Origin of the sequence: Burkholderia sp. LFS061 (assembly GCF_047978125.1) — a bacterium.
GTDB lineage: Bacteria > Pseudomonadota > Gammaproteobacteria > Burkholderiales > Burkholderiaceae > Burkholderia > Burkholderia pyrrocinia_C.
In genome coordinates this window covers 16,091-28,880 of sequence record NZ_JBFPFS010000004.1, presented here as the reverse complement: position 1 = coordinate 28,880, position 12,790 = coordinate 16,091, and the positions used below count along the sequence as shown (strand labels likewise).

The following is a 12,790-nucleotide window of genomic DNA, read 5'->3' as shown; positions in this document are numbered from 1 at the left end:
GTGAAAGGATTGACAGGGAGAAGGACTGCGGACGTGTTACTGAGCCAGGTAATCGTAGACGACTTCGCCGAGACCGAGTGTCAAATCTGCGACGAGGTGCCGGGCTTCGACGATCTCGAGCACGGGCAGGTCGGCCACCGGCGCGAGCGCGTGCGGCGCCAGCTCGAGCGATGCGGGGCCCGTCCACGCGCCCTTCATCTTGATGTCCTGCATGTAGTAGCGCACCAGTTCGCACACGCGCGCGGTGCCGTCGACGTGCGGAATGATCTTCAGCAGGAAATTGGGGCCGGCGAGACGCTTCGTCTGCTCGTCGATGTCGAGTTCCTTGTGCTTGTAGCCCATCGTGCCGGTCGCGACGCGCACCTTGCCGTAGTCGAGCGTGCCCAGGAGGTGATCGGTGTTCACGTGCAGGGTGGGCGACGCGAGCTTCTTCGGGAAGCCCCACAGCTCGCGGCCGCCGGCGATCGGCGGGTGATCGTCGAGATACATCGCGAGCGTGTAGCCGCCCGGCTGGCCGTCGTATTCGACGGGAATCACCTGGCCGCTTTCGGTGTAGTCGCCGAAACCGGTCGAATCGGCCATGCGGATGAATTCGTAATGCACGAGCGGCTCGGTGATCTGCAGCGGCTCGGGGACAATTTCGCGGAGACGGTCCGGATCGGTGCGATACGTGATGATCAGAAACTCACGGTCGACGAAACGGTACGGGCCCATCGGGAAGGCAGGGCTGGTCAACGGCATCGCAAACGCTTTCGATCGGACATCGCTGGGTTTCATGCGGACTCCTTGTTGTTGATCGCTTCGTGGATGAGTGCTCGTAATCGTATGCCTGTGCGTTGCCGTTGTGCGATGCCGCATTTGGAATTAATTGTTGCCGATTTCGACGGATTTACCGCGTAAATATTGAGACGAACGACGCAAACGGCCTGAATGGCGCCCGGCGTCCCGATGCTCGCACGCATCGATGACGCCACGATGTGAAAAAGGTGAGGCTTTACGGGACATCGGGTGAGCCTTTCCGGGAAACGGTCGCGTGGGAATATGACAATTTCGTGAACTTGTGTTGCACTGCAGGCTCTAAGTGCGTTCGCCGCGGCGGCCGCGCCCTGTCCCGCAGGCCTGCCGCATTAAGCATCGCTTAAGCGGGCGCGCCCTAGCATCGTTCGTGTCCGACCGGGCAACCGGTCGAATCTTTATGCCCCACGCAACCGGATTCATGCAGAACCTCAATCTCGCCCTCTTTTCCGCCATCAACGCCGGGCATGCGCCGCAGCCGGGCGTGGCCCGCGTTGCGATCTTCGCCGCCGACTGGCTCGTCTATGCGCTGCCCGCGATGCTGCTGCTGACCTGGATCTTCGGCGCGCGCCCGACGCGGCGCCAGGCGATCGAGGCCGGCGTCGGCGTATGCGCGGCGCTCGCGCTCGCGCAGCTGCTCGGGCATTTCTGGTTCTCGCCGCGGCCGTTCATGGCCGGCGTCGGCGCGCAGCTGATTCCGCACGCGCCGGACAGCTCATTTCCGAGCGATCACATGACGTTCGCATGGAGCATGGCGCTCGGCCTGATGCTCGGTGGCACGACCCGGCTCACCGGGTTCGTGATGGCCGCGATGGCCGCGGCGATTGCGTGGGGGCGTATCTATGCGGGCGTGCACTGGCCGTTCGACATGGCGGGCGGCGTGCTGGTCGGCACGGCCGGCGCGCTGGCTGCGCACCTGTACGGGCAACGTGTGACCGCACTGCTCGAACGGTTCGGCGATTCGGTGCACGCGGCCGTGATGGGGCGCCGGCGCGCGCCGTAAGCGGAAGGATGTCGGGCAGGAGGCCGTCAGCCGGGCGAGCCCGGCGTGTGGGCCGATTCGGCCGATGCGGACGGGCCGCCGCCCGCGTCGTGCAGTTCGGGCGTATCGGCCGGATGCTGCGCGGCGTCGCGTTCAAGGGCGCTTTCCTTCAGGATCGCGCACATCGCGACGAACAGCGCGAGTACGACCGCGGCGAGGCCGCAATAGCCGGCGATCTTCAGGTTGCGAAGGAAAGGCGAAGCGTGGCTTTCTTTTGTCATGACCGGGCGCTCCTGGGCGGGCTGCGGCGGCTGTCGCGTGACAGCGGCGTCGCAGACGTACATATATACCAGCCGCGATGCCGATGCCAAGCCCGTCGGTGCGCCGGCGCCACGGTCGTATCACCCGTTCGCCGGCCGGGTGCCCGTATGCCGGATGCCCGTATGCGTCAATCTTCCAGTGTTTCGTGCACGGCCGCCGCGCCGCGCTTCCAGTAGGCCGCCGCGCGGATGCGCGACTTGTCGACGCCGCGCTCGTCGGTCAGGTGCTGACGCACCGCGCGCATCGACAGCGCTTCGCCGGCCGCCCACACGTAGCCGTCGCCGGACGGCGGCAGCGGCAGGTCGCGAACCGCATTCAGCAGCACGTCGCCGTTCGCCGCGTCGGCTTCCGCGCGGAAGCGCCAGATTTCATGCACGTCGGCGCGCGTATCGAACGAAATCTGCGCGGTGCGGTCCGCGACTTCCAGCACGGCCACCGCGCGCGCGCCGGCCGGCAGTTCCTCGAGACGCCGTGCGACAGCCGGCAGCGCCGTATCGTCGCCGATCAGCAGGTGCCAGTCGAAACCGGTCGGGACGACGAACGAACCGCGCGGGCCGCCGATACCCAGCCATTGGCCGACGCGCGCCTGCGCTGCCCACTGCGACGCGGGGCCAGGATGGTTCAGCACGAATTCCAGATCCAGTTCGCACGCGGCATCGTCGAAGCGGCGCGGCGTGAAGTCGCGCGCGACCGGCTTCGGTTCGCCTTCGGGAAACTCGGGGCCGTTCGCGCCGAGCGTCGGCATCGCGGGCCGTTCGGCGCCGGGCGGCGGGAAAAACACCTTCACGTGATCGTCGAACGATGCGGATTCGAAATCCGCGAGATCGGGGCCGCCGAGCGTGACGCGCAGCAGATGCGGCGTCACGGCATGCACGCGCAGGACCTGCAGCAGGCGGAACTTGAGGGTATGGCGCACGCGGGTCACGGTGCGCTCGGATGTGTTCTGCATTAATCCGTTCTCCTTGGGTTTGGCGGGGCGGCGCGGATTACGCGCCGGTGCCGCCTTCGATTTCGGTCGTCGCGCGGCGCATGATTGCCGCGATGCGGCGCTGTTCGTCGGGGCCGGCTGCGCTCTTGTGCAGCAGCGCCCGCTTGAGCGCCAGGCGCGCCTCGACGAACTCCGGCAGCCAGCCGGCCTGCGATTCGTCCTGAGCTTCGTTGCCCGCCGATTCCCCGGCGAACGCGCGGCGCATGAATTCCATCTTGCGTGCGAGGTGCGTGAGGCGTGCGAACAGCGTGTCGACGCGTTCGCGTTGCGCGTCGAGATGCGCGCGGCCGGCGTCGGTCAGCGCATAGCGCTTGCGATTGCCTTCCGCCTGCGATGCGACAAAGCCGACTTCTTCGAGATAGGTGAGCGCCGGATACACCATGCCGGGGCTCGGGCTGTAGAAACCGTTCGAACGCGTGTCGAGCGCCTTGATCAGCTCGTAGCCGTGGCTCGGTTGCTCGGCGACCAGCGCGAGCAGCAGCAGCTGGAGATCGTCGGAGCTGAACTGGCGGCCGCGCGGCATGCCGTCGTCGCCGAAATCGCCAAAGCCGCCGCGCCCGCCACGGCCGCCGAACGGGCCGCCGCCGAACGGATCGTGGCCGCGACGGTGGCGGCCGATCGCGTACCAGAGACCGGCGAACCAGTCAGGGCGGGCATGCGCACCATGACCGTCGCTTCGGGCATGGCCGCGGGAGGGGTTGTGTCGCATGATCGTGTCCTATATGTCGTAAAACATATCTAAAGATATATATCGAAAGATAGGTCGTCAAGGGGATTTATTGGGGCTGGATGGAGGGGCGGCCGTGTCCGTCTGCTTGCGATGAGGGTTCCCGTCGATGCGTTCCCTCAACCTCTTTGGCGAGTCGATCGGACGATCGCCGTAAGGTCTGATTTCGCCGTTGCTGCGAGCCATTGATCGTGAGGCACAACCATGCCGCCCCTCATTCGCCTGCCGATGGCACAGCGAGAAACTCGCCGTTGTGCAACGGCCTGTCGGAATGAATGGAGCAATGCTGATTTTAAAAACGTCTACGGCAATTATTTTAATTACCGAAATGGTTTAATTTATTTTCGATTCATCAAACAAAATTTCCGCGGCAGCAAAGGTGTTTGAATCCGCCCCGTCATTCAATGTGATCTCATTCCGGCAACGCACGTCGGCCATGGCTTGCACGTCGATGAAGTTTTTCGACCCTTTATTTGCAACCCGAAAATTCATCGAAAATGTAAAGCATTGCAATATAAAACCCGGAATTGAGTATTCCGATTGCGGCGCGCGATTTTATTTGGCAGGATTTTCAACAAGTTGCTCGATTTTTAAAACAACAAAACGGTCGACCATTCAATTTACCGAAATAACAGGTGCTGGATGAGCAACGATTCGAAAGGAAGCTGACGAGAAATCAGGTAACGAGGCGGCGAACAGTCGATATTGTTCGCGATCATCGAATCAATCGCTCGCCCGGCAGCGCCGATGCGTCACTCGAGCGATCCGGGCGAATCCGACGCGGGGCGACCATGGCGATACTCAAGAACGATTCATCCGGAGAAGCGTGCCTGCTCCGCGCCTATCACGTGTTCGGCCGCGATGCCGCGCGCTGCGACACGGTCATCCGGGACGCGTCGGTGTCCCGAGTCCATGCTCATATCCGCTGGATCGGCGGGCGGTGGGAGCTTCACGATCACAGCAGCAACGGCACGTCGGTTTCGGGCGTGCCGTTGCGCCACGGCGAGCACGTGGTGCTTCAGCCAGGCGACGTAATCCGGTTCGGCAGGACGGGTATCGCGCCGTGGCGCGTGGATGCGCTCGACGATCCGGCCGATACGCTGTGGCCGATACGAGGCGCCGCGCATCCGATCGTGCTCGCGCCGCGCCAGATCCTGGCCACACGCGCCGCGCAGCCGGTCACGATCGTCCGGTCGCCGGCCGGCGAATGGCTGTGCGACGACACGTTGCCGCCGCGCGCGCTTCATGACGGCGATGAAGTATCGACCGGCGACGTCACGTGGCGCCTGGCGGTCGTGCGCAACGGCTCGACGATGATGCTCGCCGCACCCGCGGATCCGGCCGCGCCGGCGCAACTGCTCGAATTCTTCGTCAGCCGCGACGAAGAGCACGTGCGGATGCTGTTGCATGTCCGCGGCGGCGTGGTCGACCTCGGCGAGCGCGCCCATCACTACAGTCTCGTCACGCTCGCCCGGGCGCGCGCGGCCGACATGCAGGCCGGCTACGACGCCGCCACGCAAGGCTGGATCGAACTCGACCGGCTGGCGCGCATGCTCGGCATCGACACGTCCCATGTCAACGTGCAGATTCACCGCGCCCGGAGCCAGTTTGCGGCCCTGCCGGGGCTGGACGCGAGCCAGCTCGTCGAGCGCCGGCGCGGCAGCGTCCGGTTCGGCGAATTTCCGTTCCGCGTCATGTGCGGCGAGCATCTCGAATGCCAGTCGGTGCCGGCCGCCCTGCCGCGTATCGGCGTGCATCGTCCGGCGCCCGACTCGGTCGCCCAATACTCGTGAGCACGGGAGAACCGGCCGTGTTGCCGACCGTGTCCCGCGCGCCCGTCGTGCCGGACGCACTTGAACCCCGGCAACCCCGCCAGCCCGCCGCGCCTTTCGCGGAACTTGCCGGCAAGTGGCATTACCGGCTCGGCTCGCTGCTCGGCGAAGGCGGCAATGGCGTGGTGTTTCGCGCGACCTGCGGCGAGACGGGGCAGGACGTCGCGATCAAGCTGATGCGGGACGACGCCGCGCGTACCGCGACGGAGCGCGCGCGCCAGCGTGTGCGCTTTCAGCGCGAGACGAGCCTGTGCGAAGCGCTGCGGCACCCGAACATCGTGGCGTTGCTGGACAAGGGGGTAGCGCCCGACGGCCGGCTGTTCGCCGTATTCGAGCTGGTACAGGGCCGGACCTTGCGCGATCGGCTCGCGGCTCAGGGGCCGCTGTCGGCCGCCGACACGGGCCGGCTGATGACGGAGGTGCTCGACGCGCTCGCGGCCGCGCATCGGCGGGGCATCGTGCATCGGGACCTGAAGCCGCAGAACATCGCGATCACGATGGCCGACGACGGGCCGCACGCGAAGCTTCTCGATTTCGGCATCGGCGCGTTGCTGCCCGGCATGGAAGACATCGCGCGTCAGACTTCGACGCTGGCGACCGAGGTGCTCGGCTCGCCGCCCTACTGCGCGCCCGAGCAATTGCGCAACGAGCTGCCGACGCCCAGGAGCGATCTGTATGCGTGGGGCCTGATCGTGATCGAATGCCTGACGGGCGATGTCGTCATGCACGGCGCGAGCGTGGCCGACATTCTCTATCAGCAGCTCAGCCCGGTGGATGTCGCGCTCCCTCGGTCGATCGCGTCGCATCCGCTCGGCTCGGTATTGCGGCGTGCGCTGAGCAAGAATCCGGAACAGCGCGCCGCGTCGGCCGACGAACTCGCGGAGCCGTTTCGCGCGCTCAACTTCGCCGCGCTCGTCGGCCAGTTCGATGCCGGCCGCGCAAGCGGGCAGACGCGTCCGCGCCCGTTCGCGCCGCGCAGCGAGACGATCGCAACGGTGGGCGAGTACCGTCAGATCACCACGCTGTGCTGTTGCGTGACGATCACGGGAGAGGGCCGGCGGCGCCACGGCGGAACCGATCACGGCGACTTGCTCGACGGCTACGAGGAGCAATGGCTGACGAAGTGCGCCGACATCGCCGTCGGTTATGGCGCGCAGGTCGACGGACGGCTCGGCGACACGTTGCTGTTCCATTTCGGCCTGCACGGCGACATCGACCGGCCGGCGCGCCGTGCGGCGCGCGCGGCGCTCGACATGGTGCGGGTGGCCGAGCGCGCACGGCTGCCGGCGTCGGTAGCGGCCGGCGGCGAAGGCTGGCGCGTCGAAGTGGCTGCCGCGATTCACGTCGGGCAGGTTCTCGCTCATGCGTCGCGCATGTCGGGCATCTCGACGCCCGCCGCGGCGGCGCGGCTGCTGCGGCTTGCCGGGCCCGGGCAGATCCTGATCAGCGACGATGCGCGGCTTGCGCTCGAACGGCATGCCGACTATCGGCCGACCTCGTTGCGGCTGGCGCGGGCGGGCCTCGTGCCGCAGCCGGTTCATGAATTGCTCGGCGAGCGTCGCGCCGATACGCCGTTCGATTCGCTCGATGCCGGCATGCGGGCACCGATGGTCGGCCGCGCGCGCGAACTCGACGCGCTGTTGCGCGCGTGGCGGGAGACGCTCGCACGGCATCGTCGGGTGATGCGTGGCGAGCCTGCGCCGCACGGTGTGCCGCGGCTCGTCGTCGGCGACGCGGGAATCGGCAAGTCGCGCCTCGTGCACGAGTTGTGCGAGGCTGTCCGGATTCAGGGCCACGCCTTCGCGCATTGCGGGTGCCTGCCCGAGCGGGAGAATCATGCGCTGTTTCCGATCCTGCGATTCATCGGCGCGCATTGGCATATCGACGCCGACAGCCCGGCCGGTCCCGCGCTCGCGGCGATCGACGCCATGATCGCGCCGCTCGAATGCGATCACGCGGCGGCCCGTGTCGCGCTCGCGACCTGGCTGGGGCTGCCCTGCGATGCGAAGGGGATCCTGTGGTCGAGTGCGCGCGAGCAGCACGCGCTGTTCGACGTCCTCGGGCAACTGATCGTGTCGCTCGGCAACGGCGCGCCGGTACTGCTCGTCGTCGAGGACGTCCAGTGGATCGATCGCTCGACCGAGGACTTTCTTGCGTACCTGCAGCGCTCGCCGCACGCAGCGGCGCTCGGCATCGTGTTCACGTCGCGCCCCGACAAGCTCGGGCGCTGGCGCGGCGCGACCGAACGCGTGGTGCTGCGCCGCCTGCCGCGCGACGACGCGCAGCGCCTGATGTCGGCGTGTCTGGGCCAGGGCGTGCTCGATCCGGCCTGGCTCGACCAGCTCGCCCATCGCACGGCGGGCATCCCGCTGTTCATCGAGGCCGTCGCGCGCGAGTTGACGATGAGCGGCACGGACGGCTCGCTCGCGGGGGGGCGGGAAACGGACGCTTATCCGCTTCCGCTCAGCCTGGGCGGCATGCTCGGTCTCGCGTTCGACCGGATCGACGACGCGCGCGACACCGCGCAGCTCGCCGCGACCATCGGGCTCGAGGTGGATGTGCAATTGCTCGCCGACGCATCGCCGCACGATCGCGCCACGCTCGACGCGCATCTGCGGCTGCTGCTCGAAGAGAGGATCGTGTACGCGCAACATCGGCGCGATCGTGTGTTCTATTCGTTCCGCCACGCGCTGATTCGCGATGCGGCGTATGAATCGATGCCGTCCGCCGTACGGCGCGGCAACCACGCACGCGTCGGCCGCGCGCTGGTCGCGGAGGCCGACCGCGGTGCCGGTGCGCATGCGTTCGGCGTCGCCGGGCACTTCGCGCGCGCGGGTGCCTTCGCCGACGCGATCGATCACGGCATCGACGCGGCGCGCCGCGCACTCGAACGTTCCCGGTACGACGACGCGATCCGCTACGGGCAGTCCGTGTTCGACTGGCTCGGCAACGCCGACTACGCGCACCGCGAGCACGACAGCGCGCGGATCCGCGCCACGTTGACGCACGCGACGATGGCGCGGTTCGGCTGGGCGGATCCGCAGGTGCGCGAGCATGCGGAGCAACTGTTGCGGCAGATGCAGACGCTCGACGACCCGGAGCTCGAGATCAGCGCGCTATGGACGCTGTCGACCTACTACCACGTCGCCGGCGATCGTCCTACCGTACGCGGGATCGGCATGCGGCTCGACGCGCTCGCGACCGAGCGCGGCGATGCCGGCGTCCAGGTCGCGGCGGACGCGATGCGCGGCATGAGCCTGTGGGTCGACGGCGATTATGCGCGCGCTCGCGCCGCGTTCGACGCGGTGCTGGCCGGCTACGACGTGCGGCGCGACGCGGACCATCGGCGCATCCTGGGGCTCGATACGCGCGCGTGGACGATGGCGTCGCTCGCGAGCGTGCGCTGGTGCATGGACGACGATCCGCAGGCCGCGCTCGCGATGGCGCGCGATGCGGTGTATTGCGCGACTTGCCTCGATCATCTGCCGACGCTCGGCGTCACGATGATGTACCTCGCACGCACGCATCAGCTGGCGGGCGATCGCGACGCGGCCCGCACGCTGTCGGAAGCGATTCTCCGTCTGTCGGACGTGCATCGGCTGCGCGCGGTCGAGCACTACGCCGCGATCATTCATGCGTGGGCGCAAGGGAGTCGTGCGGGCGTCGTCGCGCATCTCGATGCGCAGCGGCGGTCGGGCGGCCTGCTCGGCCTGACCTACTATGCGTCGCTGCTTGCCGAGCTGGACGCCGGGCGCGGCGATTACCACGCCGCGCTCGCGCAGATCGAGCAGTGTCTCGCGTGGTGCGAGTCGACCGGAGAACGGTATTACGAAGCACAGCTGCTGCTGAAGAAGTCCGAGTACTTGCGCCAGGCCGATCCGCGATGCGGCGGCGTGGCCGCGCTGGCCGCGTGCCGGCGTGCATGCGAAGTCGCGACAACGGCGGGCATGGGCCGCATTGCCAGGCTCGCCGAAGCGATGTTGCAGTCGTTGCCGTAAGTGGTTCCATTCGTCAATCAGGAGAACATACCGATGAGCAAGGATCTTCGATTACCGACGTACGAACAGTTTCTCGAATACCGGGCAACCGTCATCCGGGCGATCGCCCTCGCGTGGCATTCCCCGGCGTTTCTCGACGAACTCGAGGCCGATCCGGTCCACGCGTTGCGCGAGCATTTCGGCTATCACTTTCCGTTCAGCCTCGACCTGAAGGTGCAGACCAAATCGTCGGCCTGGACGCCGGGCGTCAACGGCGACTGGACGGGCGGCCGGAAAAACAAGCTCACCCTGTTTCTGCCGCCCGCACCGGCGGACGAGGCGCAATTCGCGCAGGCGCTGGCCGCGTACAACGCGAACCACATCACCATCATGGAATGACCTCGGGGAAACCGACATGGCAAAGGACAACGCTAATCCGACGCTCGAATCGATGCTGGAGTTTCAGAAGGTCTATCTGCGTGCGATCGCGCTTTCATGGCGGAACCCGGAGTTCAAGAGCGAGCTGCTGGAGAAGCCGCTGGAGACGCTCGCGAAATACTTCGGTTACCAGTGCCCGTGGATCATCGATATCGAGGTCGTCAAAACGGACGGCGATCATGGCTGGACGAGCCACGGAAACGGCAGCGGGAGCTGGAACCTGCCGCGCAACGTGATGACGGTCGGCATACCGGCGCAGCCGACGAACCTGGACGAAGAGGCCGTCGCGCTCGCGGCCTACTGCGACGCCGGGCCGAGCTACCTGTTCACCTGCTGCTGACCTGGCGCGGCCGAGCCGCGCACCGCCGCGTGCCCTGGGCCGGCTGCCCGGGGCACGCGATGTCCGTTGACCCGCCGCACGGAACCCGACGATGCTCGATGACTTTTCGCGCGTGTTGCGCTTCAAACCGCATTTGCTCGTGCTCGATGCGGGCCCCGAGACGCTGTTCGTCGTCGACGAATTCAAACGCACGATGCTGTCCGGTGCGATCTTCGTTCAGATCGCCGCTTGTTTGCGGGCGCGGATGACGATCGCCGAGATCGTGACGTCGCTTGCCGGCACGTTCGGAGAATGGGATGTGCTCGCGCGGCTCGATCACCTGGTGCGTCGCGGATACGTGCGAGCCGACACGCCGCACGACGACGATGCGGCGCGCGGCTTCTTCGAGCGCGCCGGACTCGACGGCGACGCGGCCTGCGCGCGCGTCGCTCATCTGCGCGTCGCGGTCGAGGCGTGCGGCGCCGACGATGCGGCGCTCAGGCGCGCGTTCGACACGGCCGGCATCGATGTCGTGCCGGACGCCGAATTGACCGTCGCGATCACCGATACGCACGACCGCGACGATCTCGCCGCGTGCGCCGCCCGCGTGGCGGCGCGCGGCGGCGCATTGCTCGTCGTGGCGGCCGGTGGCGTGCAGACGCTGATCGGGCCGTTGCTGGCCGGCCGCGGTGCGCTGGCCGACGCGCCGTGCATCGAATGCGTGCGCTACTGGATTCGCATCAACCGGCCCGTCGAGGCGCTGCTTGCGCGCCATCACGGCAGCGACGCGACGCGTCTGCCGCCGGCCGCCTCGCGTGCCGGGGCAGCTGCAGCGGCGGCGCTCATGGCGGCGACGGTCGAGCAGATCGCGGTCAGCCGCACGGCATCGGAACGATCGCAGACGCATATCGTGGCGCAGCGCATCGACACGTTGGCCGCCGAGCGGCACCGCGTGCTGAAGCGTCCGCAATGCCCGTGCTGCGGCAATCCCGCATGGATGCGCGAGCAGGCGGCGCAGGCGCCGCGGCTCGCCGATCATGCGCCGTTGGCGCGCGCCGACGGCGGCTACCGTACTGCCGATCCGCAACAGGTGTTCGAGCGTTATGCCTATCTGATATCGCCAGTCAGCGGCGCGATCGCGTATCTGCACCCGATGCCGAAGCGGCACGCGGGCCTGCGCAAGGTCTATGCGTCGGGCTTTCTCGTGTGCCCGGCCGCCGTACCGGGCAGCAACCGGTTCGACAGGATCTGTTCAGGCAAAGGCCGCACCGACGATCAAGCCCGTGTGAGCGCGCTATGCGAGGCGCTCGAACGATTCAGCAGCGTGTATCAAGGCGACGAGGCGACGCTGACCGGCAGCATGGAAAGCCTGCTCGCCGATCCGGCATGCGACGCCCTACCGATTCACGTGAACGATCTTCAGCAGTTCAGCGAACGGCAATTCGACGCGCGCGACGCGATCAACGCATTGACCCGCGATGTTCGAAAGCAGGTACCGCCGCGTTTCACCGCGCGCGACGTCATCGACTGGACGCCGGCCTGGTCGCTCGTGACCGGCAGGCGCCATCTCGTGCCGCTGAGCTACTGCTATGCGGAAACGCCCGACAGTGCGCGGGCGCACGCCGCATGCGTGCACAATCCCAACGGCTGCGCGGCGGGATCGAGCGTCGATGAGGCGATTTTGCAGGGCATGCTCGAATTGATCGAGCGCGATGCGGTCGCGATCTGGTGGTACAACCGGATCCCGCGCCCCGGCATCGATCTCGCAAGTTTCGACGATCCGTATTTCGATGCGCTCGTGCGCGAATACGCGACGTTCGGGTGGCGTTTGTGGGCGCTCGACATCACCACCGATCTCGGCGTGCCGGCCGTGGCCGCGCTGGCGGAAAATCCGCAGGACGGGCGCTTCTCGATCGGCTTCGGCTGCCATCCGGACGGCCGAATCGCGGTGCAGCGAGCGCTGACCGAAGTCAACCAGTTGCTCGATGTCGCAGCGGAGGCGCCGCACCCGTGGGATCGCGACAGGCTCCCCGCAACGGGATTTCTGTACCCCGCGACGGACTTGCGCTGCACGACGCGCTCGACGTGGCGGCCGATCGACGCCGCGTCGTTGCCGGCGGCGATCGCGGATTGCGCCGGACGCATCGCGGCGGCCGGCATGGACGTGCTCGTCGTCGACAAGACGCGGCCCGACATCGGCTTGTCCGTGGTGCAGGTCATCGCGCCGGGGCTGTGCCATTTCTGGCCGCGTTTCGGCGCGCGACGGCTTTACTCGGTTCCGGTGGAACTGGGATGGCGCGCGCAGCCGTGCGGCGAACAGGAACTGAATCCGGCGCTGCTGTTTCTGTGACTTGACCGATTGTCGTTTCATCGCGGCGGGATGACTTCGCCAGCGGAAAGCGGCGGGCGGG

The 12,790-nt window shown here is 67.2% G+C and carries 11 protein-coding genes; 7 read left to right on the top strand and 4 right to left on the bottom strand.

Annotated elements, in window-relative coordinates:
- Nucleotides 1-36 precede the first annotated feature (36 nt).
- The gene (locus ACNQQL_RS04655) at nucleotides 37-777 is read right to left on the bottom strand and encodes an acetoacetate decarboxylase (protein ID WP_347063367.1); all 741 of its coding nucleotides are present in this window, start codon (nucleotides 775-777) and stop codon (nucleotides 37-39) included.
- A 439-nt stretch (nucleotides 778-1,216) separates the two neighbouring features.
- On the opposite strand from ACNQQL_RS04655, the gene ACNQQL_RS04650 reads away from it, so the two are divergent.
- Nucleotides 1,217-1,798, top strand: coding sequence for an undecaprenyl-diphosphatase (locus tag ACNQQL_RS04650; RefSeq protein ID WP_347063366.1), 582 nt, complete (start codon nucleotides 1,217-1,219; stop codon nucleotides 1,796-1,798).
- A gap of 26 nt (nucleotides 1,799-1,824) precedes the next feature.
- On the opposite strand, the gene ACNQQL_RS04645 is transcribed toward ACNQQL_RS04650, so the two are convergent.
- The 3 genes from ACNQQL_RS04645 to ACNQQL_RS04635 form a co-directional block, all read right to left on the bottom strand.
- A complete protein-coding gene (locus tag ACNQQL_RS04645) occupies nucleotides 1,825-2,058 on the bottom strand; it encodes a hypothetical protein (RefSeq protein WP_034181811.1) in 234 nt (77 codons plus the stop codon).
- Nucleotides 2,059-2,225: 167 nt separating this feature from the next.
- Nucleotides 2,226-3,047 carry a siderophore-interacting protein gene (locus ACNQQL_RS04640; protein ID WP_347063365.1) on the bottom strand — a complete coding sequence of 274 codons (822 nt, stop codon included), beginning with the start codon at nucleotides 3,045-3,047 and terminating at the stop codon, nucleotides 2,226-2,228.
- Between the two features lie 37 nt (nucleotides 3,048-3,084).
- On the bottom strand, nucleotides 3,085-3,795 hold the full coding sequence (locus ACNQQL_RS04635) for a PadR family transcriptional regulator (protein ID WP_347063364.1): 711 nt from the start codon (nucleotides 3,793-3,795) through the stop codon (nucleotides 3,085-3,087).
- Nucleotides 3,796-4,017: 222 nt separating this feature from the next.
- Here ACNQQL_RS04635 and ACNQQL_RS04630 point away from each other — a divergent pair, with 222 nt between their 5' ends.
- The 6 genes from ACNQQL_RS04630 (at nucleotide 4,018) to ACNQQL_RS04605 (ending at nucleotide 12,729) form a co-directional block, all read left to right on the top strand.
- A complete protein-coding gene (locus ACNQQL_RS04630) occupies nucleotides 4,018-4,200 on the top strand; it encodes a hypothetical protein (RefSeq protein ID WP_347063363.1) in 183 nt (60 codons plus the stop codon).
- A 404-nt stretch (nucleotides 4,201-4,604) separates the two neighbouring features.
- Nucleotides 4,605-5,606, top strand: coding sequence for an FHA domain-containing protein (locus ACNQQL_RS04625; protein WP_347063362.1), 1,002 nt, complete (start codon nucleotides 4,605-4,607; stop codon nucleotides 5,604-5,606).
- The gene (locus ACNQQL_RS04620; protein WP_347063523.1) at nucleotides 5,603-9,643 is read left to right on the top strand and encodes a TOMM system kinase/cyclase fusion protein; all 4,041 of its coding nucleotides are present in this window, start codon (nucleotides 5,603-5,605) and stop codon (nucleotides 9,641-9,643) included. Before ACNQQL_RS04625 ends, ACNQQL_RS04620 begins: the two co-directional genes overlap by 4 nt.
- A gap of 33 nt (nucleotides 9,644-9,676) precedes the next feature.
- The gene (locus ACNQQL_RS04615; RefSeq protein WP_072445121.1) at nucleotides 9,677-10,021 is read left to right on the top strand and encodes a BMA_0021/BMA_0022 family TOMM bacteriocin; all 345 of its coding nucleotides are present in this window, start codon (nucleotides 9,677-9,679) and stop codon (nucleotides 10,019-10,021) included.
- A 16-nt stretch (nucleotides 10,022-10,037) separates the two neighbouring features.
- Nucleotides 10,038-10,400, top strand: coding sequence for a BMA_0021/BMA_0022 family TOMM bacteriocin (locus ACNQQL_RS04610; protein WP_072445120.1), 363 nt, complete (start codon nucleotides 10,038-10,040; stop codon nucleotides 10,398-10,400).
- Nucleotides 10,401-10,491: 91 nt separating this feature from the next.
- Nucleotides 10,492-12,729: a TOMM precursor leader peptide-binding protein gene (locus ACNQQL_RS04605; protein ID WP_347063361.1), complete on the top strand. Its 2,238-nt coding sequence runs from the start codon at nucleotides 10,492-10,494 to the stop codon at nucleotides 12,727-12,729.
- Nucleotides 12,730-12,790 lie beyond the last annotated feature (61 nt).

Excerpts from the sequence above, each read along its gene's own strand:
- ACNQQL_RS04655 (WP_347063367.1), bottom strand. The coding sequence starts at position 777 with ATGAAACCCAGCGATGTCCGATCGAAAGCGTTTGCGATGCCGTTGACC.
- ACNQQL_RS04650 (WP_347063366.1), top strand. The coding sequence starts at position 1,217 with ATGCAGAACCTCAATCTCGCCCTCTTTTCCGCCATCAACGCCGGGCAT.
- ACNQQL_RS04645 (WP_034181811.1), bottom strand. The coding sequence starts at position 2,058 with ATGACAAAAGAAAGCCACGCTTCGCCTTTCCTTCGCAACCTGAAGATC.
- ACNQQL_RS04640 (WP_347063365.1), bottom strand. The coding sequence starts at position 3,047 with ATGCAGAACACATCCGAGCGCACCGTGACCCGCGTGCGCCATACCCTC.
- ACNQQL_RS04635 (WP_347063364.1), bottom strand. The coding sequence starts at position 3,795 with ATGCGACACAACCCCTCCCGCGGCCATGCCCGAAGCGACGGTCATGGT.
- ACNQQL_RS04630 (WP_347063363.1), top strand. The coding sequence starts at position 4,018 with ATGCCGCCCCTCATTCGCCTGCCGATGGCACAGCGAGAAACTCGCCGT.
- ACNQQL_RS04625 (WP_347063362.1), top strand. The coding sequence starts at position 4,605 with ATGGCGATACTCAAGAACGATTCATCCGGAGAAGCGTGCCTGCTCCGC.
- ACNQQL_RS04615 (WP_072445121.1), top strand. The coding sequence starts at position 9,677 with ATGAGCAAGGATCTTCGATTACCGACGTACGAACAGTTTCTCGAATAC.
- ACNQQL_RS04610 (WP_072445120.1), top strand. The coding sequence starts at position 10,038 with ATGGCAAAGGACAACGCTAATCCGACGCTCGAATCGATGCTGGAGTTT.
- ACNQQL_RS04605 (WP_347063361.1), top strand. The coding sequence starts at position 10,492 with ATGCTCGATGACTTTTCGCGCGTGTTGCGCTTCAAACCGCATTTGCTC.